This is a genomic window from Chroococcidiopsis cubana SAG 39.79 (genome assembly GCF_003991895.1).
GTDB classification, from domain to species: domain Bacteria; phylum Cyanobacteriota; class Cyanobacteriia; order Cyanobacteriales; family Chroococcidiopsidaceae; genus Chroococcidiopsis; species Chroococcidiopsis thermalis.
Window position 1 is genome coordinate 1 of sequence record NZ_RSCK01000047.1, and the last position, 25,866, is coordinate 25,866.

Genomic DNA, 25,866 nt, shown 5'->3' on the forward strand with positions numbered 1-25,866 from the left:
TGCAACTTCAGTCATAGGCAGATTGGACTGCTCCTTCACGCGATCGAGTAGTGGCAGTTGGGACAAGACTAGATCGGTGTCGATGCCGTAGTCAATCAAACAAGCAATTTCATCCACATCAATGCCTTTGATGCGATCGACTATCTGCAAACAAGTTTCTACAGTCCCGAACAAACCACTGGTTTCAAAGTATCGTTCAAAGGAAAAATCCAGCACCTCATCCATATCTCGCTCGGATAAGTGGGATATAGCAAATTGTCCTTTGTCGTTCGTGGTTTTCTGCTTGAAAGTGGGAAAAGCCCATGCAGCTTGCTTGATTAAATCGAGAGAAGTGGCGAGATATTGCCGCATCGGTTGACGCACAATTTCGCGGACGGCATCATCGCTCTGACCTACAAAGGTATGGAGCATCAAGGTTACAGTCCCCTGACCGGAATGTCCGTTTTCTGCCCACGCTTGTCGGTAAAGGGCAATTTTTTCTGCTAATTCTTCTAGGCTCTGCCCCAATAAGTGAGTCAGAAGGTGAAAACCTTTAGCACCTGCCATGCGAAATGTTTCTGGATTGCCTGCGGCAGTAATCCAGACTGGAAGTTCGGGTTGAATCGGGCGTGGCAGCGTTTGAACGGCTACGGCTTCACCTTTTCCATTCGGATAAGTTACAGATTCCCCACGCCAGAGCGATCGCACCTCCTCAATCTGCTGGAACATAATGTCCTTACGATTCTCAAAGGTTTCCGGGCGCAGGACAAAATCATTTGGTTGCCAGCCAGCAGCGAAGGAAATCCCCACCCGACCGCCTGACAAATTATCCACAATAGACCAATCTTCGGCAATTCGTACCGAGCTATGCAGTGGAGAAACACAGCTACCCGCCCGAATCTGAATCTGTTTCGTCGTTGCCGCGATCGCTGCACTGGTAACGGCAGGGTTGGGAAATAGCCCCCCGAAGGCATGGAAGTGCCGTTCTGGAGTCCAGACTGCTTTAAATCCGTTCGTATCGCCAAACTTAGCGCCTTCAGTCAATAGACGGTATTTAGCGGCAGTATCCCCACCATTTTCGTAGCTAGAGAAATAAAACAGACTGAAATCGATCGCCTTGTTTGTATTCTGGAGCGATGACGGCTTGGCAGCGGTACGCTCTTTCTTGGCATTGTAAATGACGACCTTAAACCCCCGTGCCAACGTCCAAAATAGCTCTAACACGGAAATATCAAAGGACAAACTCGTGACCGCTAACCAGACTCCAGGAGGGTTATGCTCGATAACTCCATCCATCCCCGTAAAGAAATTGACTGCGTTACGGTGTTCTACCATCACACCCTTGGGCTTACCAGTAGAACCAGAGGTATAGATCGCGTAGCTCAGGTTTTCCGGCTTGACTCCACTATTAGGATTGGCGATCGCCTGTTGCTCGATCTCGTCCCACATCGTATCGATGGGGATAACACTGACACCAGGCTCGACAACCAAATTGCTCATTAATTGTTGCTGGGTGACAATAACCGGAGCTTGAGAGTCTTGCAACATGAAGCCGAGCCGATCCCGTGGAAAATCTGGATCGAGAGGAACGTAAGCACCGCCTGCCTTGTGAATTCCCAGCAACGCTACCATCATTAAGAGCGATCGCTCTACGTGCAACCCTACTAAAACGTCGGGACCTACGCCTTGTTGTTGTAAATAACGAGCTAGTTGATTGGCTTTGGCATTCAACTCTCCGTAGGTTAACTGTTGCTCCTCAAAAGCAACAGCGATCGCGTCGGGATGGAGGGTGACTTGCTGCTCGAACAACTGATGAATGCAGCAATCTCTAGAGTATGGTTTTACTGTTTGGTTCCACTCCACCACAATTTGGTGTAGTTCTGTAGCGGAGAGTAAGGGGAGTTGGTGCAGTAATTGTTCGGGATGTTCGACACAGGCATCGATCAGACTCCGAAGTTGCTGGGCGATCGCCGCACTATTTACTTCATCGATCGCTCCAGCGTGAATCAATTCCGGCAAGCTGCCATCTTCATAGGCAACCAGGGCAATTGTTGCTCCTAAATCAGCCCATTCCAGTCGATTGGGGTTCTCCACAAGAACAATTGTTACTTGGAGGGCATCTTGGGAAAGCTGCTGTAATTCTGAATGGCGGGCAAAGATATCTAAGGTGTAACTACCTAGACGAGACGCACGATCTAATTCTGCTTCAAAGCGTTTCTGAAAATCGGTAAATGGTTCCTCAGCAACAGACTGAACGCGAATCGGCACTTGTTGAGCAAAAATTTCTGGGGCAATACTGCGCTGTGCTGCGGTTTGCAGCCCCAAGTCAAACTCTGACTCTGTTGCCAATCGCGTGCAATAAGCTGCGAACATGGTTAGTAGCGATCGCGGTTCTACCCGTTTGGCTGGCAGCAAAATCGGGTATCGGCGCAAACGATCGGACGACGTATTCAGCGCTCCAACCTGTAAATAGGGATGTTGAAACGGAGTCATTTGTGCCAGTTGCTTGACCCACGACCGTTCGTGACGAGCGATCGCCGCATTACGCTGACCGATCGCATCTCTCAGTTCGGCATTGAGTCCGGGCAAAATAACGCCAACACGCACGCCGTAAGATTGCTGCAAGTTTTCTAACGTGAGGGGTTTTCCCTCAAGCGATGTCAGACGGCTCAGCCGTACTGCACCATCCCTAGTGGCAATGCAAATTCCATCTGTATCGAGTTCTAACACCTGCCCCACACTTGCGTGGGAGGTTACTACTGCATCAACAACTCCTACAGCAACGACTCCATCTGGTAAACAGAGTTTGGGTAAGCCTAGTGGATTGCGGATTGGACCAAAATCTAATGCCCGCACTAAATTACAAAGCTCTTTACTGCTCGTGTCAAACGCCAAAATGCAAGCTGCTGCTGGGCGATCGCTGGAACCAAAATAACTCTGTTGCGATCGATCCTGTGGCAATGGCTTTAACCGATCGGTTGCCAGTTCCTCTATGAATTCGTCAAAGGTTGCGATCGCGGCATCCAAGCAGCGAGCATTGAGATCGAATGCTGTATCAGTGGGTTCAATAGGTACTATTTGCTGTTTGAGAATGCGTCCAGCGTCAATGTCAGAGATAACTTCATGCCAGGTGATACCGTGTTGCCGTTCTCCATGAAGCAACGCCCAAGATGTTGCATATAACCCCGCATACTTTGGTAAAAGTGAATCGTGAAAGTTGATTGTTGCCTTTCGTGCCTGGGTAATGACGTTTGGTGGTACGATCCACCAGACGTTGTTAATACTAAAAAGGTAGTCGTACTCAGTACTAAGTAGCCGATCTTCAAAGGTAGGTAGAGAAGGAGCATGAGGAATGCCAAGTTCCTCTGCAAACTTAACTAGCGAGTTATCTGCTGAATAAACTCCAAGGACTTTATGTTCTGTTTTTAATAAAATTTCTAAGCACTTTACTGCAAGGACACCATTACCTACAACAAAACAAGAGAAACTAGACATAATTATTTCCTAATATACGCGATCGACTGAATCATCTAAGTTACTGTACTCACTGAGTTATTACTCATACGAGCCGCCAAGCCACATACCCTGTTGCCTGAAGATTGCCAACAACACTTTGTAAGCAATTTCACAGTTTTTAAAAACTGTTATTTTGTTTAGAATACGATTGAATATAGTTTTAGTATTCATCCACACTTTACACTTTGGAAGCGCAAAACAACTCAGTGAAAATTCCAATCGAACATTCACTTAGTAGGAATCATCAAAAACGAACGGCAATAACCAGTGTTAATAACATCAGTATTTCTACAGAGAGCTTTATCAATTACTACCAATTTCAGAAATGGTTTAATATGACTTGACTCTCTATCAATTAATAAGCCAGAATCTTTAAAGTATAATCCACAATCAATAAATAACTTATAAAAACTAATATTTTATGAAGCTAAAACACAAGATTGAATGATTTGCGTTAAATTTTAATAAAGTGGCTTTTTCTTTATACCATTTTTGACCATTCGCTGAGTATTATTTGCTTGCAATATACTGGATATTCCATAAGTATTTGTAGTTTCAACTACAATCAATTCAGCCTTTCTCCCTGAAATATATCTACTATTATTTGAAGCATTAGTAAAGTTAGCCTACCACTGGCGATCGAGCTTTAAGCAATCGCTACCTTACGTTACAAATTTGGTTTTTAGTCAAGAAAATTATGTCCTATAAATTTCCTAACCTCAAGCATAAGAGGCGCAGTATTCTGCAACTGACTGGACTAGCAGTTGGAGCAGCAATATTTCCTCCTACTTTTTATGCCGTCAAAACTTCGTTAAAAGCTACTAAAGCCAAGTATGCAGATGCGAAGAAAGTTGCACCGTTATCACTATCAAATGAAATTGGTAAAGTCGTACTCGTATATAGCGAAGATCGAGTCAACGGAACACGCCGCGCTCTCGATCTGTTGCAACCAGATGGTATAAAAGGAAAGCGCATTTTCCTCAAACCCAACTACAACACTGCCGATCCCGCTCCAGCCGCAACAGATACCAAAATGCTAGAAGCTCTAATACAAGAATTACAAAATGCTGGAGCAGGACAAATTAGTATCGGCGATCGCTCTGGTATGGCGCAGACGCGGCAAGCGATGGAAGCTAAAGGAGTGTTTAAATTAGCAGATCGCTACGGACTTAATGCAATTGTCTTAGACGAGTTGAGTATTAAAGATTGGCAGTATTTCTCTGCTGAGGGAACTCACTGGCAACAAGGTTTTGCCTTTGCTCGTCCGATTTTGGATGCAGAAGCAGTTGTGAATATGTGTTGTCTGAAAACTCACGGTGGCGCTCGCTATACTCTTTCGCTTAAAAATACTGTGGGTATGGTAGCAAAGTACGTTCCTGGCGATCGCTTCAACTATATGAACGATTTGCATACATCAAAGTATATGCAGTTGATGATTGCAGAAATTAACTCTGTTTACCAACCCAGTCTTGTCTTAATGGATGGAGTCGAAGCCTTTGTCAAAGGTGGACCTGAAGCTGGCGATAAAGTCGCTGCAAATGTGATTTTAGCTGGCACAGATCGGGTTGCAGTTGATGTCGTTGCTTTAGGAATATTGCGATCGCTCGGTACAACACCAGAAGTAGCTCAAGGCTCAATTTGGAATTTAGAACAAATTCGTAGAGCTATAGAATTAGGCTTAGGAGCTGCTAATTCAGAGCAAATTGAATTAATTACAGCCGACGCAGCTAGTCAAAAAATCGCTGATGGAATTCGTCCATATATTATGACTTAAAAATATTCAAATCTCAGCGTCGAGCAGGCAACGCTCACTCCACGACAACAGTTTAAATTAGGTAAAACAATGGCAACATTCATTACAGAACGTAATATTTTTCAAAGTTTAGTCGAATTATCAACAGAACAACGTCAGTTATTGGAACTACTACTAAAAAAACAAGGTGAAGATTTGGCTCAGTTTGCCATCCCAAAACGAATGGGATCGGAGCTAATTCCACTGTCCTATTCTCAAGAAAGAATTTGGACTATTGCTCAGTTGTCTCCAGATACATTTGTTGATAACGTACCTGTAGCTTTTCAGATTTCTGGAAATCTTAACTTACAAGTTTTTGAAAAAAGCGTACATCTTCTGATCGAGCGCAATGAGATTTTCCGAACTACGTGTACGGTACGCGATCGCCAACCAGTTCAAACAGTGATGACTACCTTCAAACCTTGGGTGGAGATAATCGATCTCAGTCATTTTTCTCAAGAAGAAAGGTTAGAACGTGCTACAAGTCAGGCGGAAGCAATCGCACGACAACCATTTGACTTATCACAAGATGTACTTTTTCGAGCTATAGTATTTTGCCTTGGGGAACAAGAGTTTTTGGTATTGTTGGTGACGCACCAGTTTGCTACCGATGGATTGTCCTTCAGATTCTTACTACAAGAGTTAGCGACTTTATACAAAGCAATTTTAGTTGGCGATCGCTCTTCTCTTCTAGAACCAAATATCCAATATCCTGACTTTGCAGTTTGGCAACGACAATGGTTTTCTGATGCAATATTTGAACCGCAAACCACTTACTGGAAACAGCAACTCAGCGGCGCACCTACACAATTAAAATTGCCCATTTATCAAAGTCGCCAATTTGCAACACTTGATGCAGGATGTGAAAAATTTGAGTTTTTCTCAACTTTATCCGATAAATTAAGAGAGTTATGTCGTCGGCAAGGCGTTACATCTTTCATGGCATTTGTGGCTCTGTTTCAGCTGATCCTACATCGCTGTACGTTAGAAAACGACATTAGCATCGGCACGCTTATGTCAAATCGCAACCGTAGAGAAGTCGAGAAACTAGTGGGAAATTTTTCTAACAATCTACTTCTACGAACGAATTTTTCCAGCGATTTGAGCTTTAGTGAAGTTTTAACAAAAGTTCGAGAAACAACGCTTGATGCCTATAGCTATCAAGATTTACCCTTCCAGCGCTTATCTGCATCTCTAGCAAATATTCCTCAATTTCAAATCTTGCTGCTGCTAAGAGATAGTACTACGGCTCAAAATCTCGATCTACCCGATCTTCAGGTGCGAGATTTCCCAGTGGAACTAGGTTTGACTCGAATGGAGCTGAGCTTAGATATCACAGATAGCGGCAAGGATTCTATTTTTGGAAAGCTAGAGTACAAATCAGCATTATTTGAAACATCTACCATCAAACAACTTATTCAAAATCTGCAAGCGCTGCTAGAAAGCGTAACTGAAAACCAAGAGCTGAAAATTGCCGATATCGTACTTCCTGAAACAATCGATTGTACTCAATTTCATGAGAATTTAAAAGACGAATTAGCTGCGACACAGAATTCCAACAGACAATTTGTAGCTCCTACCACAGAGATAGAAAAGAAACTGATCGCAGTATGGTCAGAAATTCTTAATCATCCGCAAATTGGCATTTACGACAACTTTTTTGAGTTAGGCGGTCATTCTCTCTTAGCCGTGAAACTGTTTGCTGAAATGGAAAAGCAATTTGGAAAAAACTTACCGCTATCCGTTCTATTTCAAGCACCAACTATTTGCCAATTAGCTGATGTTGTTCAACGTGCTGAAGAAACTGTTTCTTGGTCTCCTCTAGTTACTATTCAAGCTGGCGACTTTAAGAAACTACCGCTTTTTTGCGTACATGGTGCTGGTTTCAATGTGTTGATTTATCGTGATGTCGCACGAAATCTAGGAGCCGACCAACCTGTATATGGACTGCAAGCGAGGGGTTTAGATGGAAATCGACCCGTACACTTGAGTTTTGAGAGTATTGCTGCTGACTACATTCGTGAAATTCAAACCGTTCAACCTGAAGGACCCTATATGCTAGGAGGATTGTCCAATGGTGGCAATATTGCACTTGAAATGGCGCAACAGCTGCGCCAACAGGGACAAGAAGTAATTTTGCTAGCTTTGTTTGACACTTATGGTCCAGATGCAATTACATTACTTCCTCCTTTACCGCGATTCCTATCTTCTGTTGATTATCTTCGGCAGCATATGCTGCCTGCTTACTTGCTTAAAACGCGATCGCAACCTAAGATTTTATTGAGCGAGCTTCAGACAGTTTTAGGGGCAGTTGGAAAAGTTCTGCTTCAATCTAAAGCTAGAGCAGAGACATTAGATCGAGAGAAGAAGCTTGCCTTTTTCTCAGAAGTCCATATGCAGAAATCAGATCCGATTTTTTCAGATCCAGGACATTTTTCAGCCCCTAGCTTTTTGGAACAGAAGTTAGCTCAAATCAGTAAGTATATTCTACAGCGTTCTTCCTGGGCATTCCTTACGCCATCAACTCAGCTTGAGGAAATGGATGATGTTATATCAACAAATCTGAGAAGTTTAGAGGAGATTTATAGCAAAGTCCAAAAGACTTACAATGCCCAGCCATATGCAGGAAAAATTACTGTGTTTAAAGCTGGAGAAACTCCCCCAGGACATCGAGTAGATGCCAGGTTAGGTTGGAGTAGCATTGCCAGAGATGGAGTTGAAGTTTTTAATATTCCAGGGAATCATACTTCTATCATGGCATCTAAACTTTTGGCAGAGAAGTTGAAAATTTGCATTGAGAAAGCTGTGGGCAACTGAGTTTAAATCGTTGTTTGTTGCCGATAACCAGAACAAAAATTATTGAGAATTGACTGAAGCGATCGCGTTCGTAGGTAATGCGATCGCTTCTCTATCTTTAGGTGTAGAAATAGAGAATGCACACAATTAGCATTTAGCTGCTTAAATTTAGACATTTTTTCCATCTTATAAAAATAATCTAAAGCTTGATTTGTATGCCCCCCTATAGGATTGAAATTTTTATACAAAATCGTTTTGATTAAAAGGCTGATTAAGATTATGTCTGCTGAATAAAGCATAAAGCTATGCCAATCGTTCCATTGATGCAAGCTCTTTCTTCTGGTTGGCTGTATCATTCAATACAGCCATATCTAGCGCTGCATATCCCAGATGGCTTTTTAAACCTACCCGTAATTGCTGTTACCTGGATACTGGCGATCGCCCTGATCGCTATATCTCTAAATCGCGTGCAAGCAGACTACCAGGAAAAGGCAGTGCCTCTAATGGGCGTTTGCGCTGCATTTATCTTCGCCGCACAGATGATCAACTTTCCCATTCCAGGAGGTACATCCGGTCATTTGCTGGGAGGTACTCTAGCAGGAGCGCTTTTAGGTCCTTGGGCGGGAACGCTAGTGATGACAGTCGTATTCATCGTCCAAGCGGTGGTGTTTCAAGATGGAGGCTTGACAGTATTAGGAGCCAACATCTTCAATATGGGTCTGATCGGTACGTTTGCCGGTTACTACCTTTACAAAGCAATTCGCTTTGCCATTGGTAGAAATAAATTATCAGGGATGGCTGTAGGAGCAGCAATCGCGGCTTGGGCAAGTGTCATGATTGCCGCGATTATTTGCGCGATTCAACTTGCTATCTCTGGAACCGTTCCCTTAGCAGTCGCAATCGGAGCTATGGCAACATGGCACGTCCTCATTGGGATTGGTGAAGCCGCAATTACAGTTGTAGCACTTGTCTTCATCTGGCGAACTCGCCCCGATATGTTTTACGATCCACCCCGTCGGGCTGTATCGCCAAGAAACAGAATAGGAGTTGGGGGTTAGAGAAAGAAGTCAAAAGTCAAAAGTCGAAAGTCAAAAGCAGACATTTATCTCGTGTCCCTCTCGATTTTGAAAAGCTTTGGAACTGATTTTAGCGAGACTACCGTATGAGTAATAATTTGACGCGATCGCGTAACCGTGCTTTTGCGATCGCTGGATTGGGAATTGCCCTCATCGTTGCCGTTTTCCTCTCTCCCTTTGCCAGTCAAGATCCCGACGGCTTAGACAGAGTTTCCCAAGACCTTAAATTTGAAGACAAAGCCGCAGAGGATGCCCCAGCTAGCAAGTTACCTTTTTACTCCATTTTCGATGAATATGCCCTGCGAGGAGTTCCTGAAGGAATAGCAACCCCCATAGCTGGTTTAGTCGGTACGCTAGCTACTTTCGGCTTAGCCTGGGGAATCGGGAAAATAGTTGTCCGTGGTGAGTCTAGCTCCTCCGAGGAAGGCGATCGGTAAGCAGTTGTCAGTTATCAGTGACTAGTGGCTGGTGGAACCAGTGGCTGGTGGCTAGAAAAGAGTCCAGCTACTCACAAATGACAATGACCAATGACCAATGACTAATAACCAATGACCAATGACGCTATTACATATTGGGGCATTTCAGCTAGATATTGATAGCCACAAAAATACTGTTTGGCACGCCCTTGCACCACGCACTCGCATTTTGTGTGTTTTACTGATGGTTTTTGCCATTGTCTTGACTCCCAACGGACACTGGTGGACGTGGGGAATTTACGGCATAGCCGTTATTAGCTTATTATTTCTCACTCGCATTACTTTACCCGTACTGCTCAAACGCATAGCCGTGGAATTGTCCTTTGTAAGTGTAGTTTTACTCGGGACTTTGTTCCGGGATGGAGGCGAAGTTATTTGGACATGGGGATTTTTACGAATCACCACCACAGGATTAACCGTATTGGGTAGCGTCACGCTGAAGGCGTTGCTATCGCTCATGATGTTAAATTTACTGACTTTAACGACATCAGTGCCAGCTTTGTTAAATGGGTTATTAGAGTTGCGTACTCCACCTTTACTCGTCGCAACTATTGCTTCTATGTATCGCTATTTAGGTGTATTGATAGGTGAATTCAACGCGATGCGACGAGCAGCAGCCTGTCGTAACTTAATGACTAATAGATACTGGCAGCGATTAGTTATTGGAAATACGATTGGTTCTCTATTCATTCGTACTTACGATCGCGGCGAACGAATTCATCATGCTATGTTATCGCGCGGTTATCGAGGAGCATTTCCAGTTGAAAAAATCCCCTCAGCAGGAAGACGCGACATTGTCGCTTTAGCGCTAACTTTAATTGTGATGCTAGCAGGACAAAGTGTTTATTTATTTAGAAAGTGACTGGCGATCGGTTATCAGTTATCAGTGACTTACGAATTACGACTTACGACTTACGAATTACGACTTGGTAACTGCGTTGCAACTCTCTCTTCTCGGCTCTAGTTAAAATGCATCACAACCCGATCCTTGTAGAAAATCTCAGTTATGCCTACCCTGATGGTACGCAGGCACTCAGGAAAGTGAATTTGGCGATCGCATCTGGCGAGCGAGTTGCCTTAATTGGGGCGAATGGTTCGGGAAAATCGACATTACAGTTACACTTAAACGGAATTATTCTGCCTCAAGAAGGGAGGGTGATGGTAGGAGAGTGGGTTGTGCAGCCTGAAAATTTACAATTAATTCGGAATTTTGTCGGGCTAGTATTTCAAAATCCTGACGATCAAATATTTATGCCCACAGTTTGGGAAGATATAGCTTTTGGTCCGATGAATTTGGGTTTGCGGGGAGAAGAATTGCATAAACGAGTTTTGCAAGCGATGGCACATGTAAACATCGATCCAGAATGGTACGGACATCGCAGTACGGAGAACCTCTCAGGAGGAGAGAAAAAAAGAATTGCGATCGCGGGTGTTTTGGCTATGCAACCCCAGATTTTAGTGCTAGACGAACCCTCAGCTCAACTCGATCCTCGTTCTCGCCGCCGATCGATCAAATTGCTCAAATCTCTGCCGATTACTCAACTCGTTGCCACCCACGACTTAGACTTAGCTTTAGATTTATGCGATCGCACCGTGGTTTTGAGTCAGGGTCAAGTGGTTTACGACGGTACAACCGAACGAGTCATGGGTGATGCCAAATTCTTACTAGAACACGCCCTCGAACCACCACTTAGCTACAGTCGTCCCTACTGTAATTTGGAAGATGCTCCCTTTCTTCACTGATAACTGACTTTCCTTACTCTACAAAAAGTCAGTATACATCTATCTCAAGTATCAAAAATTTTCACTATTTTATTGACAGTAATTTTCTCTAAAACTATACTAGAGGGTCAGAAAATTATCTGCGAATATTTGTCAAAAGATTCCGCCGCTACGCTGGCGATATCATGCCGAACAAATTTTTTCTGAGCAAATCAAAAACTTGGAACCGCCGCCAATTGTTGAAATGGGGTTTAGCAAGTGCAGGAACTGCCGGTGCTGCTGCTGTAGGGCTACACTTGGCATCTCGAAGTCATTCCGCCGCGCGCGTGCCACCCATACCACCTAGCGATCCATCAGACGAGCGCGGTTTGCAACCCATGACCGTTCTCAGAGATTTCGACTACGGCACGCTGAAACGAGAAAACGGCAGAAATATTCGCGAATTTCGGATTACAGCTCAAAACACGACGATTCAACTCAATCGCGCTGTTGTTTTTAACACCTGGAATTTTAACAATCGCATCCCAGGACCAACTTTACGCGCCAAACAAGGTGATTTCATCCGTGTTGTCTTTCTCAATCAAGGCGGGCATTCTCATTCAATGCACTTTCACGGCATTCATCCTACAGAAGAAGATGGCGTGCGTCCGATTCGGCATGGTGCGGCAACAGTTTACGAATTTGAGGCAAAGCCATATGGCATTCACCTCTACCACTGTCACGCCGAGCCTGTGACCCGTCACATCGGTAAGGGATTGTACGGTATGTTTATCATCGATCCGCCTCAAGGACGATCGCCAGCGGATGAAATGGTTTTAGTTATGGGTGGCTTTGATGTGGATGAAGATAAGCACAACGAGCTGTATGCCTTTAATGGGTTGCCGGATTACTACCACATGCATCCGATACCTGTTTACCAAAATCAGCTCATTCGGCTTTATTTGCTGAACATGATCGAATTAGATCCGGCGGTGACATTTCACATTCACGCTAACTTCTTCAAGGTTTATCCCACGGGCATGACTCTCAACCCCAGCCACGAATCAGATGTCATCACGATGGGGACAGCCGAACGTCACATTTTAGAATTTGCTTACCCCTATACGGGCAAGTATATGTTTCACCCCCATCAAGACGCGATCGCCGAAGCAGGATGCATGGGCTATTTTGACGTGATTAGCCAAGCATAACTACTAAATTTTGTCAAATCAGTTGACAATAATTTTCACCGAAACTCACTTTTCAATAAGGAAGGCTGAAAATGTTGCAGAAATTACCCAACGGGCGGAGAGTGGCACAAGAAAAAGATTCTTGGTTTCTAGGCTTCGATCGCAGAATTAGGGCGATCGCGCGGTTCTTGTTACTCAGTATCAGCGCCGCAATGTTGGCGATCGTTGTTAGTTGCACTCAACAAACACCAGATACTACTAATAATCCCTCTCCAGCCCCTGCAACGAATACAAGCGCCTCTGCACCCAACCATCAACAACACGGTGGAAAAGAGCAAATTAACATCAATACTGCCATCCTTTCAGAATTAGATAAATTTGAAGCCATGTTAGGCGTACCTGCCTTGTCTAATAAAATTCAAGCCAGTCGCCCCTACGCTAATCCCGAAGAACTCGTCTCTAAAAACGTCGTTACCCAAGAGCAATTCGACAAAATTAAGGACATGGTGACAGTAGAAGATGTGGTGCTGACTGGGGAAGCTAAAGATGTAGACTACATGTCCAAACTCGGCTTGATGAAAGGACACTTAATCGTAGCAAAAGAATTACTCGACAAACAGCTACCGAAGCAAGCAGAACCCCACATCGGACACCCAGTAGAAGAAATCTACGTGGATGTGGAAGATCAGCTCAACGAACGCAATGTTAAAGAATTTAAGACAACTTTGATTGGCTTGCAAGATTTGATTAGAGCTCAGCCCAAGTCCGATAAAGTGCAAGCCGACTTCTCAGCTTCTATGCAAGCGGTAGACGGCGCGATCGCGGCATTACCAGAAAACGAGCGTTCCTCTGCCGCATTTAACCTTCAAGTCATCAACGAATTACTCGATGCTGCTAACTCCGAATATGGAGCGGCGATCGCCAATGGTAAAATTTCAGCTGCAATTGAGTACCAAGACTCCCGTGGTTTTGTCATCTATGCCAACAACCTTTATCAAAAGATAGCCGACCAAATGGCAAAGGAAAACCCCGAAGCACACAAGACAATAGAAACGAGTTTCAAAGACCTTGCCAAAGCTTGGCCCTCTGCCGTTCCCCCAGCTAAACCTGTCAATACTCCCGAGGAAGTATCTCAGTTAGTCAAAGCGATCGAGCAAAACTCGCAGCAAGTTATTAGCAAATCTAATCCCTCCGCCTAAACCCAGATTTGTTACAGTTATAGATCGTCTGTCGTCAGTAGGTAATAACGAAATGCTACAACCTACTGACCAATGACCAATGACCAATAACAAATGACAAATAACAATGCGCGAACTCGACCAAAAAAAGACAATCGAACTGCTAAACTCCATCATGGAGTTTGAACTGGCGGGAGTGGTACGCTATACCCACTACTCTCTCATGGTGACTGGTCCCAACCGGATTCCAATTGTCGAGTTTTTCAAACTGCAAGCTACCGAGTCACTCACACATGCCCAACAAGTAGGAGAAATTTTAACTGGTTTAGAAGGACATCCCAGCCTGAGAATTGCTCCGATGGAGGAAACCCACCAGCATACGGTACGGGATATTTTGGAAGAAAGTCTTTCTCACGAACGGAAAGCGCTAGATTTATATAAAAAGCTGCTCGACACTGTAGAAGATGCCAGCGTTTATCTAGAGGAATTTGCCCGTACCATGATTGGAACGGAAGAACTGCACAACATCGAAATTAAAAAGATGCTACGCGACTTTAGTGGTAGTACTGTGTAGTGTTGATGGTCAATCGTTGATGGTTTGTAGTTGCAAACAATTAACTATTGACTATTAACAATCAGTGATTTTGTGAAATTATCTGGATAAAATTACTTAGAAAATCCAATGAATTTTAGTGCCGCTCTACCTACTTTTGTCATTACTCTGCGGGAGGGAGTAGAAGCAGCCCTCGTCGTGGGGATAGTTTTGGCTTTGCTCAAGAAAGCCAAACAGAGCAAACTCAACTCCTGGGTTTATGCTGGTGTTGGAGTTGGAATCGCTGCGAGTGCGTTGGTGGGTTTGTTATTCAGTGCCATCATTCAAGCTGTAGGTTCAATAAATCCTGAATATACTCCAGTGGTAGAGCCACTGATGGAAGGAGTCTTCAGCGTTATCGCGATCGCTATGCTTAGTTGGATGCTGATTTGGATGACTCGTCAGGCGCGGTTTTTGAAGGCGGAAGTGGAAGGGACGGTGACGGCGGCGCTCAAACAGAACAATGGTGCGGGTTGGGGCGTTTTTAGCTTAATTTTCATTGCCGTACTGCGAGAAGGGTTTGAAACCGTCTTATTTATTGCTGCCAATTTTCAACAAGGTTTTTTTCCGGCGATTGGGGCAATTGGTGGTTTAGTGAGTGCGATCGCGATCGGATTTTTGTTATTTAAGTGGGGCGTAAAAATTAACATTCGCCTATTTTTTCAAATCATGGGCGTTCTATTATTGCTAATCGTGGCGGGGTTAGTTGTTTCTGCACTGGCACATTTTGATACTGCTATTGCTACTCTTGCCAAATTGAATCGACAGTCAGAAAGTCTGTGTTTTTATTACGAACGCTTCACCCGCAATCCCTCGTGTATTTTGGGACCAAGAGTATGGAATACCTCGAAAATTTTACCAGACGAGCAATTTCCTGGCGTAATCTTAAAAGCTTTATTTGGCTATCGAGACGACCTATTTTTAGTCCAGGCAATATCTTATGTAGCGTTTTTAGTGACTGTAGGTGGGATTTATTTTCGCAGTTTAGGCATGGGTGTAAGTAAGCCAAAATCAGAGTCTGCTACAACTCATCAGTCTATTAGTTCTGGTAGCAAGGAAACTTAACTAATAGAGTGCGTTAAATAACACACCCTACAATTATGAAATCTTACACGTACTGAAAAATTACCTTGGCATATTCCTCGGCAGTATTTTGCTCGGCAAACTGTTTCATGCTATTGCGATCGCCTAAACTTGTAGCGTCAGTCACAAATCGAATTAATCCTTGAGCAATTTCACTTGGTATCGCGGAGTCTACACCTAACCCTAGCTGATAGCGTTTAACCATTTCTCCCATTAAACCGTAGTTGGAACTGAGAACTGGTTTTTGGACTGCGGCAGCTAATAGTAAAATGCCACTCATACCAATATGATGTTGATATGGGGCTAATACGACATCAGCAAGTTGAAAATATGCTTGTACGGTATCTTCAGAAATATATTCAAACCGTGTCAGAATTTGTACGGGGTGTGACTGCTGAACTCGCTCAATTTGTGACTGGATGGCTGCTTGCTCTGGCGGATATGCATTGCCGACAATTAAAAGACAGATCTGTGCGCTAAGATTTGATGGCAACTGCGATATCGCTTCCAGCGTTTGATACACTCCTTTACGTTCGGCTTCAAACGAACCAAACAGAAGAAATATTTGCCGATTAGCATCAATACTTAATTTTGTTTTGAGAAGGTCTGGCTGTATGATTTCAGAAACATGGCGATCGACTTGGACTGGATCTGGTAAATGTACGGCTGCTACATGAGAATTCAATCGATCCAAATGTTTGATGACGAAGGGATCGAGACAGAAGAGAGTCTTCAATTGTGGATGCTTTAGCATCCGTGCTATGACAGTTTTTTCCCAATGTTGTTGCAGAAAACTTTTTCTATAAGGTACGTAGCTACTAAAGTCGCTATAGTGAAAAGTTGGCTTGAAATATATTCCAGATAATTTGCAAGGTGACTTGAATCCTAGAGCTAGTGGAATTTGACAAGTATCTAAATACATAATCAGACACTCGCTAGCGTTTAAAGACTTAGCATATCGACAAAGTATTTGCCATTCTTGAAAATTGCGCCAAGCACGCTTTAACTTGGAATTTCGAGAATTGAGCGCAGCGTCTTCTGCGGCGGAGATCGCTACTATTTGAATATTATTTTGATTATATTCGTTAACGAGACCGACAACATCAGCGTGTTTTTCAAGAAACATTGGTGATACAACTACGTCGAGTCTATCTGCTAACTGGCGATCGCCCCAATATTGTATGAGATATTTAATGTATGCTGCATGATGACCAAAAATAGAAAGGTCGAATAGCATCAAATTGCGTTTTTTTATCATAGTTTTGTATATTTTTCATGTTTCATGACTATTTCAGTTTGCCCATTTTCAGCTTCTAGGCAAACTTTATATTTAATTCAATCTAATAAATTGCTCTATCTCTATAGCAAATATTTCACTAATCTGGCATTAGTGAAACTACTGAGCGATATATAGCAATTCCAATTCTAATGCATTACATTTGTAGGGGCGCACAGCTGTGCGCCCCTACAGATCTGTGTACCTCATGTGACTGAAAACTGCTATAAAAAGTCAAGGAATTACGTGTTTGAAGTTAGAAATATCGATCCCCCCTACCCCCGTTAAAAAGGGGGGAATAGATAGCTCTTTTTTAAGTTATTTGAAGAACACAACTTTTTCAATGGGGAATAAATGCCTCTTTTTAAAGGGGTTGGGGGATCGCAATTGTGTATCGGCTAAAATAATAGAAACTACTTTACAAAGCATTTCTAGCGAGTTTTTCTGGTTGCCATCCCACTAAAGTATTTGGTCTATTTACAGGAAGGGAAAATATTTTTTGAAATCCCAACTGACGTTTTTTTGGAGATTCTTTGGCTAAATTCCATAAAGTTTCATAGAAAAAGAAAGAAACTCCTGCAAAGTTATGTCTGCGAGCAACTTGAACTTGATTTTGAATTTGCCCCCACGGAACGTATTTACCTTTTAAGCCTGATAAAATTCCAATTCCTACTGGAATGTGTTTTCGTGCTGCTTGCACTTCTGGGTATTGTAATTCGCTTAGAAATACTTTGAGATCGTTGCGATAGACTTGTAAAACTAATTCTTCAACCAATCCCTGTCTGTCCCAATCTGCCCAATCTGCAAGAAAAAGGTCGTAGGAAACTCTTTGAGGATTGGGCGCAATTGAAATTATGCAATTCGGTTTCTGTTGCTTGACTGCTTGAAATACCTGTTTCAAAAAAGCCGTAATCTTATCAGCACGCCAGCGCAGCCATTCGGAATCTTGGGGATCGCTAGGTGGCTTTTTTCCCTGATGTTCTTGTTGATATAAATTCACGGTAAATGGATCGTAGCCAAATTCTGAAGGTAAACCGAAATGATCGTCAAATTGAATTCCGTCTATATCGTATTTCGTCACAACTTCTAAAATTAAACTTTGAATAAACTGCTGTACTTCAGGATGAAAAGGATTAAGCCAGACTCGTTTGTGTTTACCTTCTAACCAAATTTCCTGATTATTTCGCCTACGAGTTAGCCACTGAGGGTGGCGTTTTGCCAACTGGGAATCAGCAGGAGCCATAAAACCAAATTCAAACCAGGGAATGACTCCCATGCGTTGTCGATCGCCCTGAAAAGCATTTTGTTGATGTCTTTGCTGGATAATTTCTTGTAAGATATCTCGTCCTTGTAATCCAGGCGTGGGATCGAGCGATCGCCCGATGGTGTTTGCAGCAACTGAGCTAGGATACAACGTGTATCCCCAGTTCCAAATCGTCGGATAGATAGTATTAAAATTTAATCGATGTAAGGTTTGGATTGCTTGACTGAGGCGATCGCGTTTAAATAACACGTCACTATCAATATTCGTCAGCCATACTCCCCTAATTTCGGCAGAGTTTGAATTGGGTTTGGGAGGAGTTGGCGAGGCTATGAGAGTTACAGAAGAGAAGCATAGGATCGCCGCTATGCTGAACAGGGCGATCGCTAGGGGAGCAAAAAATTTCCGGCGCATCTTGATTAAGTGAACCTACTGACGGCAAATTCTACAGTATGGGGAAAGCTATCTGTCAGAACTCTTAAAGGAATTTTGCTGATTCTATTGGTTTATGCAAGTTATAGTTCTGCTAGCCTTACTCCTGGGGATACTTGTAGCAACATTCGTATTTGGCATTGTGACGAAAAATTTTCTGCTATCCCTCGTTGCATTTCCATCGATCTATTTCTATATAGCGGCTGTACTAAAAGAATGGCGATATATTCCTTTACGAGAGCGCAGCTTTTATCTATGTAAATTAAAACGCTATCAAGAAGCGATCGCGGCTTGCGATCGCTTTCTCGGACGTTTGCCAGGATACGGTTTTACTTGGTTTAACCGAGGTTTATTATTATTTGAGTTAAAACGCTATCGAGAGGCGATCGCGAGTTACGATAAAGCTTTAGATTGTGCTAGAGATTACTACAAAGGATTTCCCTATCGAGTCTGGTATCATCGAGGTTTGGCATTACATCACTTAGGGCGTTATAAACAGGCGATCGCCAATTACGACGAATCGCTCAAATATACAAAAACATATCATCGCAATTTACGCTATCAGGTTTGGTATCATCGAGGTCTGGCGTTGCAAGAATTGGGATTGTACAGAGAAGCAATTTTTAGCTACGACCGAGCAATGCAGTATATGCACCGATACAATCGGGGTTGGCAACAAAACGGAGCAAATGAGGTAGAGATTGCCGAGCCGCAAGACTTCTGGTATTCTCTGGATAATTTATGGTGTAACTGTTTGGATCGGTTACAGTCCGTCCGCCTACGCTACGAAAAGGCGATCGCCAGCCATAATCCAGGTTCTAAATACAAGCCAGACTTCGGCGATGCTTTCTACAATCGTGCTTGCTGTTTTGCAGCCGCAGGAGATACCGATTTGGCTTTGGCAAATTTACAACAAGCGATCTATCTCAATCCAAGAGAGTATAGAGAAAAAGCAATGGCTGATGCGGGATGGGATGAGTTGCGGCGCGATCGACAGTTTCAAAGATTGGTTGTTGGTTGATCTCATAGCAATTCTCGATTGTGTGGATGACATTTGTAGGGGCGCTTTCTCTGTGCGCCCCTACCAGACGTGTATTGCATCCAATTGAAAACCGCGATCGAATCTGTATAGGGGCGACTGTAAGTCGCGACTACACAGGCAAAACCCGCCTGCGAGGGTTAAGAATAAGGTTAATAGTTATTATTTGATAACTTAGTATATGGGCGCATGGTTGTGCGCCTTTACAGTTATCTCCTTGCCGATCTATGCACGTTACAGGTGTCCATCACGTTGCAATTATTTGTTCTGACTACGAGCGATCGAAGAAATTCTATACAGAAATTTTAGGATTTTCGATTATTGAAGAAACATTTAGGGCGGCGAGAAATTCTTATAAATTAGATTTAAGAGTCAGCGATACAGTTCAAATTGAATTATTTTCTTTTCCCACGCCGCCGTCAAGACCGAGTAAACCGGAAGCTTGTGGATTGAGGCATTTAGCTTTTGCTGTTGAGGATCTCGATCGCGCTGTTACGGAGCTAACTGCTCAGAGAGTGCAGGTAGAAGATATTAGAATAGACGAAATTACCGGTAAACGTTTTACTTTTTTTCAAGACCCAGATAATTTACCACTAGAACTGTATGAAAATTAATATGTTTGTTCCTCTTAAAGAAGATCTAACGAATATGAGACGAATAAAATTGGCGGCTACACAAACGAAGTCCGCGCATGCGGACTATAGGACAATTGATTGTTTTAAATTTTGTCTATCAACAAGGAGTTTTTTAACTCTGGTTTTGACTTGTAGTTTATTTTTGTGTTTTAGCGTTAATTTTATTTCTAGTGCTGTAGCTGCACCGAGTCAGATTGCTGAAAATACAGGCGCGAGTGGTCAAAGCGATCGCGTGCCTCCTAAAGTCGTTAAAGCTGTCATTGCCGATTTGTCTCAGCAGCAAAATCTTCCTCCAGAGAAACTAAAAGTGACTAAATACAGTCGCGAAAGTTGGTCTGATGGTTGTTTGGGACTAGCTCAACCGGAAGAAATTTGCTCGCAGGCGATCGTTGAAGGTTGGCGGGTTGTGGTGTCGGACGGTAGCCAAAAATGGATTTATCGTACTGATAATAGCGGGAGAAATGTGCGATTAGAAGCACCGCAGTCAAAAGTCAAAAGTTAAAAGTTAAAAGTCAAAATTTTAAAATTGTTGTCAGGGAGCAGTTCACAGTGCAAAATTTAGTTAGCTTTAAGTTGAAAAAACTTGTTTGTGAATGAGTATAAGTTTTAAACTAAATCTCCGATGGGAGCGCTGTTGTAACTACCAAAAATAGCTTCCAAGTTACGATAATATTTAACTTCTATTAGATTATAAAATGGATCTTCTAGGAAAAACGTGTAGTGTTCTAGGGGAGAGTCAACAAAGCGCTGTTTGGGTGTTTCTCTAAATTTAAGTTGCTGTTGTTGCGATCGCTCTAATAAATTTTCCCATTCCAATTTAGAGGAAAAAATTAAACCAAAGTGTCTGGGATAGACACCACGCTGTGGAGCCAGAGGTTCTTTAGTCATATGAGCTACTAGCTGATGCCCGTAAAGATTTAAAATCAAAGCATGGGGAGTTTCACGACCGGGAATGCAACCCAAACCATCGATATAGAAGGCTTTTGTCGGGGCAATGTCGGTGATGGGAAAGGCAAGATGAAAAATGGTTTGATTCATATACAACCCGCAATTTTTTAAGATTCTGGCAAAATTCAGATGACTAATAACTTATCCTTGATGCTTTCAAGCTCATCGTTCCTCAATTCCGTACTAGTTGCTGTCGGGGTGCATACAGTTTTATTAGGTATAGCCTGGATTGCTCCCAAAAAATTGCTAACTCCGGCTGGGCTATTGCACGCTTTGTTCTTGGGTGTTCTCTTGTACTTGAGTGTAGGTTGGCAGGGTGAATTAGTTGTCGTGTTCTATTTTCTCGTTGGTTCTGCTGTGACATACATCGGTATGGCACAAAAGGAAGCAGAAGGAATTGCAGAAAAGCGTTCTGGTGCGAGGGGTCCAGAAAATGTCTGGAGTTCGGCATTGACGGGGGCACTGTGTGCAGTAGGAATCGCGATAAATTCGTTAAGCTTCGCTAACGCGACTACCTTTGTGGCTCATTCGAGTCCGATTGTGTCTCTACTATTATTAGGTTTTGTCGCAAGTTTCAGCACCAAACTTTCCGATACCTGTGCCACTGAAGTTGGAAAAGCTTACGGTCAGAGGACATTTTTAATTACGACTCTACAACCTGTGGCAAGAGGAACGGAAGGGGCTGTCAGCCTAGAGGGGACGTTGGCTGGTGTAGCGGGTTCGGTAGCGATCGCCATGCTAGCTTGGGGACTCGGTTTAATCGATTTACGAGGCATACTCTGGTGTGTCATCGCTGCCTTTATTGCCACTAATATTGAAAGCTTAATTGGCGCAACGGTAGAAGGTAAAGTCCGTTGGCTGACTCATGATGTGGTCAATTTTTTGAATACGTTAATTGGGGCGATCGCAGCGATATTGCTCGCTTTAATTTGGCAATTGTTAGTTAATGGTTAATGGTTGACTATCGGCTCAATTTCTTCTACCAACAACCATCTACCTGCATGGTTCAACCGCCCGTAAACCGCGATTGGTTGGTTATCTGGATAGGTTTCTAGTTTTTCGTCAATGGGCGATCGCAAAGTTACCAGCGTCCAATCGTGTCCCTGTAATTCTTCAGGTGTGGATATAGTCAATGTATAGTCTTGCACGTCCCGACGATGAAAAGTGCCAGAGTAATGGGTAATGGGTAATAGGTCATTGGTAGTTGCTCCCTTGTCCCCCTGTCCTTTCTTACCCCAATGATTCCCGCTAGCAGGATACTCCTCTGGGCGATCGAGGTAGTAGCGTTGCCATTCTAACCAGTCAGGAGATGCGGGTGATGAGTTGAATAAAGGCACGATCGCCGCTGGACAGTGCGGCTCTTGTAATAGAGCTTCTTGTACGTCTCTTACGGGTAATTCTCGCGGCTGACAACCCCTAGAAATACACATGGCTGCTGCCATTCCAGCAGCCTGTCCGAGATTCATCACCACTGGCTGCAAGCGCGTCGCACCATTGGCAATGTGAGAGACAGAAATATTCTGTTCACACGCTAAGAAGCCGTCGATCGCTGCCGGAATTAGACAATGATAGGGTATGGTAAAAGGCGTTCCCGTCCAGCGCCCTCCCCAGCGAATGGATTTCGATCGTAGGGGAAAATCGAAACCCGGGTAGTGGTGGTCGTTGGCATAGTTACCAATTGCGATCGCGTTGACTTTATCTGTACTAGCGACTGGTAAAGCAGCGACTCGACCTTCAGCTAAGGGTAAAATATCCTGTTCCCGCACCGTAGCCATGCCAACAACGCGCCGACTCTCGCGGTAGTAAGGGTGAAGAGCGTATGCACCACTGTGGTGTAGGGGCGCACGACTGTACGCCCCTACACGATTGGCATAGGAAGGAAATACACCTTCAGCCAAACCATATCGCCTTCCAAGTTGGGTTTGAATATAGTGTAAGAAGCCCTGCGTATGCCACAAACTTTCTTGCAGAAACTCAGATCTAGCCGTGGTGGAGGTAACTAGCCGGTCTAAACCTTCGCCGTAGTCGTTGCCGCAGATGGGCCAATTGAGCATGAATAAATTGCCTGGTAAACGCCCGTAGTCAAGAAATTGTTCGGCTCCGTAACTTTCCCAGGCTCCAGCAAATATTTCTGGATTGTATGACGGTGGTGGGAGAATAACGGGAGCGATCGCGTCCCCAAAATCTTGCATGAGTCCTACCCAAGTGGGCGCTTGAACTGGGTATTTTGTCGTTAGCTCGTTTGGAGCAATTGGGGCGCTGGGTTCTCCCCATTGCGATCGCCATTCCCAACCCCAACGGTACGGAATCTCGGCTAAAGCCAATAAATCCCCTAACTCCGTAGCATCAATGGTAATTTCGGCAGTAACTGTAAACTCTGCAAATTCTACCCCAAAAATGCGATCGCCTTGGCGTAAAACGGCTTGCGGTACTTGTCCCACCAGCCAATTCAAGTTAGGCAATTCTTGTACCCATCGAGCAAAAATCTGCGCTCCTATACGCGGGTCGAAGCTAAAAAAGCTCACCCAGCTATGGTCTAATCCTTCCGGCTGGCATTGCTGCAATTCCCGCAAAAATGCTCCCCACAAGCCTGTTTGCCATGCTTCTAATTCGTTACCATCAGGAACCGATACCCCAGCTGATGTCAGCATACCTCCTAACCAAGGAAATTCACTGACCAGCATTGTTTTTGCACCAGAGCGCGCTGCTTGGATTGCCGCAGCCGTACCGCCAGTACCACCGCCAACGACTAGGACATCGGTATGAAATTGAGAATTCATTCAGTCATTAGGGAGTAGGGAGCAGGGAGTAGGGAAGAACTTATAATTTGCCAATGACCAATGACAACTTGCTATTCCCAAATTTTGATTGTCCGATCTTTGCTGCTGCTAACTAAGGTTTGACCTCTGGGGCTAGGCACGATCGCTAATACCCAGTCGGTGTGAGCTAGTAGATCGTGTAGGAGTTGTCCCGATTGCGGCTGCCAAATTTTGATCGTGCGATCGAGGCTTGCACTCATTAGGGTATTACCATCATGACCGTAAGCAATCGCAACAGTTCTATGCTCGTGTTCTGCCAGCGTTTGTAGTTGCTCTCCAGTTCGCCAGTTCCAAATCTTCACGGTTTTATCCCAACTCGTGCTAGCCAGATGTTGTCCGTCGGGGCTAAAGGTAATTGCCCTGACTGCATCAGTATGCCCGGTCAGCGTGCGTAGTAGTCTTCCTGTAGCTAAATCCCATAACTTAATCGTGCGATCGATGCTGCCAGTAGCAAAAGTTTGCCCGTTAGGACTTACAGCCAAGGAAAACACCCGGCGATCGTGTGCTGGGAGCGTGCGATGCAGTTGTCCGTTCTGGGCGTTCCACAGCTTGACGGTTCCATCTTCTCCCGCACTAAAAAGCGTTTGTCCGTCTTGACTGATGGCAACAGTCCATACAGGTCCCCCATGTCCGAGCAGCCTTCCCAAGGGTCTGCCTGTTGTGATATTCCACAGCCGTACCGTTTTTTCGCCGCCACCGCTCACCAAAATTTGTCCATCTTGACTCAGAGCGATCGCCCGTACTGTATCTGTATGTCCGGTAAGCGTGCGCTGTAATTCTCTAGTTTGTAGATCCCATACCTTAATCGTTTTATCTGCACTACCACTGACCAACGTACGTCCATCTTGGCTGACAGCGATCGCCCATACTGAATCTGTGTGTCCGGTTAAAGTTTGAGTCAACGTATAGCGATCGGAAAGCCGATTCGAGGCGATCGCGGCAAATTGTGCTTTAGGTGGCGCGATCGGTGGCACAGCCTTCGATCCTGGTCGAAGAGCGTAATACAAGCCTAGAATTAATCCCAGCGCCGAAGTAATGCCAATTGCCATCCCCAACCATAGCGCTATCTGTTGCTGCCCTCCAGTTGATGTTCTTCTCGACTTCGTTCCCGATCCATTCACCGCCGATGCATGATGACTACTAGAATTTGGAGCAGTTGAGGCAGAATTTGGGGCAGAACTTCTTGAGATAGGTGTTGGTTGTGACAGTGCTGCTGTTGGTAGGAGTGGTTGGAGATCCGCTAGGACTTCAGTTGCTGATTGGTAGCGCTCGGTGAAATGGTAGCGTACCATTTGATTCAAAATCGATCCCAAAGCTAGAGTGACATTTGTGAGATGTTGCCAAATGACTTCCCCACTGTCGGCATCTTCTAGAAGCATTGTTGGTTGCATTCCAGTCAACGCTTGGATCGCAATCATTCCCAAGGCATAAATGTCGCTATTCGGGCGAGGACGACCTCGGCTTTGTTCGCTGGGCATATAGCCTGGCGTGCCGATCGCCATTGTCGCTGGAATTCCCATAGCAAAGTTGGCATTGGTTTGTCCTGCGGCAGTGACAACTTGCGTCCATGCCTGCTTGACCGACCCAAAATCGATCAGTACCAACTTGCCGTCGCTGTCACGCTGAATTAAGTTACTGGGTTTAATATCGCGGTGAATTAGCCCGTGGGCGTGAATCACTTCTAGAATAGTAAGGACTTCCTGTAAAAAATCGATGACTTGGGTTTCACTCCAGCGTACTCCTGGAGCCAAAACTCGATTCAGTGGCTGTCCGTGAATGTATTCTAATACCAGATAAAATTGTTGATCTAGCTCGAAATAGTTTAACAATTGCGGTACTTGGGAATAAGTACTCAATTTTTCTAGCGCTGCGACTTCACGAGTAAATACACGCCGTAGAGAAGACAGGGAGCTAGTGCGACCGGATGGTCCAGGCAAGAGATGTTTGACAATACATGCTTGCGGTGAGGGGGTAACGAGATCTTGTGCCAGATAGGTCTGACAGTAATCGCTACTACTAAGGATTTGGACGATCTGGTATTGCCCTTTGATAATTTCACCTAGCATTGTGGCAGTTG

The 25,866-nt window shown here is 44.2% G+C and carries 21 protein-coding genes; 14 read left to right on the forward strand and 7 right to left on the reverse strand.

The features are described from left to right. Positions 1 to 3,474 (reverse strand): MupA/Atu3671 family FMN-dependent luciferase-like monooxygenase (locus tag DSM107010_RS23080; protein ID WP_127024038.1); only part of this gene is annotated, 3,474 nt, incomplete at its 3' end. 718 nt (positions 3,475 to 4,192) lie between these two features. Between DSM107010_RS23080 and DSM107010_RS23085 the strand changes: the two genes are divergently transcribed. Together DSM107010_RS23085 and DSM107010_RS23090 are read left to right on the forward strand one after the other, a co-directional pair. Then, complete coding sequence (locus tag DSM107010_RS23085) at positions 4,193 to 5,269, forward strand: DUF362 domain-containing protein (RefSeq protein ID WP_015153982.1); 1,077 nt, start codon at positions 4,193 to 4,195, stop codon at positions 5,267 to 5,269. Between the two features lie 69 nt (positions 5,270 to 5,338). After that, positions 5,339 to 8,104, forward strand: a complete 2,766-nt coding sequence (locus DSM107010_RS23090) for a condensation domain-containing protein (RefSeq protein WP_106166415.1) — start codon at positions 5,339 to 5,341, stop codon at positions 8,102 to 8,104. 2 nt (positions 8,105 to 8,106) lie between these two features. Here the strand turns inward: DSM107010_RS23090 and DSM107010_RS38680 are convergent, their stop codons facing one another. Beyond that, positions 8,107 to 8,259 carry a hypothetical protein gene (locus DSM107010_RS38680; RefSeq protein WP_158631849.1) on the reverse strand — a complete coding sequence of 51 codons (153 nt, stop codon included), beginning with the start codon at positions 8,257 to 8,259 and terminating at the stop codon, positions 8,107 to 8,109. A 129-nt stretch (positions 8,260 to 8,388) separates the two neighbouring features. Between DSM107010_RS38680 and cbiM the strand changes: the two genes are divergently transcribed. The 8 genes from cbiM to DSM107010_RS23130 all read left to right on the forward strand — a co-directional run bounded on the left by cbiM (position 8,389) and on the right by DSM107010_RS23130 (position 15,361). Continuing rightward, the gene (gene cbiM, locus DSM107010_RS23095) at positions 8,389 to 9,141 is read left to right on the forward strand and encodes a cobalt transporter CbiM (RefSeq protein WP_106166413.1); all 753 of its coding nucleotides are present in this window, start codon (positions 8,389 to 8,391) and stop codon (positions 9,139 to 9,141) included. 104 nt (positions 9,142 to 9,245) lie between these two features. Further along, positions 9,246 to 9,596 carry a PDGLE domain-containing protein gene (locus DSM107010_RS23100; protein WP_015153979.1) on the forward strand — a complete coding sequence of 117 codons (351 nt, stop codon included), beginning with the start codon at positions 9,246 to 9,248 and terminating at the stop codon, positions 9,594 to 9,596. A gap of 118 nt (positions 9,597 to 9,714) precedes the next feature. Further along, on the forward strand, positions 9,715 to 10,497 hold the full coding sequence (cbiQ, locus tag DSM107010_RS23105) for a cobalt ECF transporter T component CbiQ (RefSeq protein ID WP_106166412.1): 783 nt from the start codon (positions 9,715 to 9,717) through the stop codon (positions 10,495 to 10,497). Between the two features lie 107 nt (positions 10,498 to 10,604). Then, on the forward strand, positions 10,605 to 11,378 hold the full coding sequence (locus DSM107010_RS23110; RefSeq protein WP_106166411.1) for an energy-coupling factor ABC transporter ATP-binding protein: 774 nt from the start codon (positions 10,605 to 10,607) through the stop codon (positions 11,376 to 11,378). Between the two features lie 164 nt (positions 11,379 to 11,542). Further along, positions 11,543 to 12,547, forward strand: a complete 1,005-nt coding sequence (locus DSM107010_RS23115; RefSeq protein ID WP_015153976.1) for a multicopper oxidase domain-containing protein — start codon at positions 11,543 to 11,545, stop codon at positions 12,545 to 12,547. A gap of 71 nt (positions 12,548 to 12,618) precedes the next feature. Continuing rightward, on the forward strand, positions 12,619 to 13,725 hold the full coding sequence (locus DSM107010_RS23120; protein ID WP_106166410.1) for a ComEA family DNA-binding protein: 1,107 nt from the start codon (positions 12,619 to 12,621) through the stop codon (positions 13,723 to 13,725). Positions 13,726 to 13,831: 106 nt separating this feature from the next. Beyond that, positions 13,832 to 14,278: a ferritin-like domain-containing protein gene (locus DSM107010_RS23125; protein WP_015153974.1), complete on the forward strand. Its 447-nt coding sequence runs from the start codon at positions 13,832 to 13,834 to the stop codon at positions 14,276 to 14,278. Between the two features lie 108 nt (positions 14,279 to 14,386). Beyond that, positions 14,387 to 15,361, forward strand: coding sequence for an FTR1 family iron permease (locus tag DSM107010_RS23130; protein WP_015153973.1), 975 nt, complete (start codon positions 14,387 to 14,389; stop codon positions 15,359 to 15,361). A gap of 43 nt (positions 15,362 to 15,404) precedes the next feature. On the opposite strand, the gene DSM107010_RS23135 is transcribed toward DSM107010_RS23130, so the two are convergent. Together DSM107010_RS23135 and DSM107010_RS23140 are read right to left on the reverse strand one after the other, a co-directional pair. Beyond that, entirely contained in the window at positions 15,405 to 16,637 is a 1,233-nt protein-coding gene (locus DSM107010_RS23135; RefSeq protein WP_241994313.1) for a glycosyltransferase, read from the reverse strand. A 436-nt stretch (positions 16,638 to 17,073) separates the two neighbouring features. After that, positions 17,074 to 18,330: a glycoside hydrolase family 10-like protein gene (locus DSM107010_RS23140; RefSeq protein ID WP_127024041.1), complete on the reverse strand. Its 1,257-nt coding sequence runs from the start codon at positions 18,328 to 18,330 to the stop codon at positions 17,074 to 17,076. A gap of 94 nt (positions 18,331 to 18,424) precedes the next feature. Here DSM107010_RS23140 and DSM107010_RS23145 point away from each other — a divergent pair, with 94 nt between their 5' ends. The 3 genes from DSM107010_RS23145 (at position 18,425) to DSM107010_RS23155 (ending at position 20,524) form a co-directional block, all read left to right on the forward strand. Beyond that, on the forward strand, positions 18,425 to 19,369 hold the full coding sequence (locus DSM107010_RS23145) for a tetratricopeptide repeat protein (RefSeq protein ID WP_106167764.1): 945 nt from the start codon (positions 18,425 to 18,427) through the stop codon (positions 19,367 to 19,369). 245 nt (positions 19,370 to 19,614) lie between these two features. Further along, the gene (gene gloA2 / locus DSM107010_RS23150; protein ID WP_106167765.1) at positions 19,615 to 20,001 is read left to right on the forward strand and encodes an SMU1112c/YaeR family gloxylase I-like metalloprotein; all 387 of its coding nucleotides are present in this window, start codon (positions 19,615 to 19,617) and stop codon (positions 19,999 to 20,001) included. A 163-nt stretch (positions 20,002 to 20,164) separates the two neighbouring features. Further along, positions 20,165 to 20,524, forward strand: a complete 360-nt coding sequence (locus DSM107010_RS23155) for a hypothetical protein (protein WP_146138674.1) — start codon at positions 20,165 to 20,167, stop codon at positions 20,522 to 20,524. 104 nt (positions 20,525 to 20,628) lie between these two features. On the opposite strand, the gene DSM107010_RS23160 is transcribed toward DSM107010_RS23155, so the two are convergent. Further along, positions 20,629 to 21,060: a VOC family protein gene (locus DSM107010_RS23160; RefSeq protein WP_106167767.1), complete on the reverse strand. Its 432-nt coding sequence runs from the start codon at positions 21,058 to 21,060 to the stop codon at positions 20,629 to 20,631. Positions 21,061 to 21,120: 60 nt separating this feature from the next. Between DSM107010_RS23160 and DSM107010_RS23165 the strand changes: the two genes are divergently transcribed. Next, positions 21,121 to 21,924, forward strand: a complete 804-nt coding sequence (locus DSM107010_RS23165) for a TIGR00297 family protein (protein WP_106167768.1) — start codon at positions 21,121 to 21,123, stop codon at positions 21,922 to 21,924. Here the strand turns inward: DSM107010_RS23165 and DSM107010_RS23170 are convergent. Continuing rightward, positions 21,921 to 23,750 carry an FAD-dependent oxidoreductase gene (locus DSM107010_RS23170; protein WP_106167769.1) on the reverse strand — a complete coding sequence of 610 codons (1,830 nt, stop codon included), beginning with the start codon at positions 23,748 to 23,750 and terminating at the stop codon, positions 21,921 to 21,923. The two genes, DSM107010_RS23165 and DSM107010_RS23170, sit on opposite strands and share 4 nt — an antisense overlap. A gap of 71 nt (positions 23,751 to 23,821) precedes the next feature. Beyond that, on the reverse strand, positions 23,822 to 25,855 hold the full coding sequence (locus tag DSM107010_RS23175; protein WP_015153964.1) for a serine/threonine-protein kinase: 2,034 nt from the start codon (positions 25,853 to 25,855) through the stop codon (positions 23,822 to 23,824). Positions 25,856 to 25,866 lie beyond the last annotated feature (11 nt).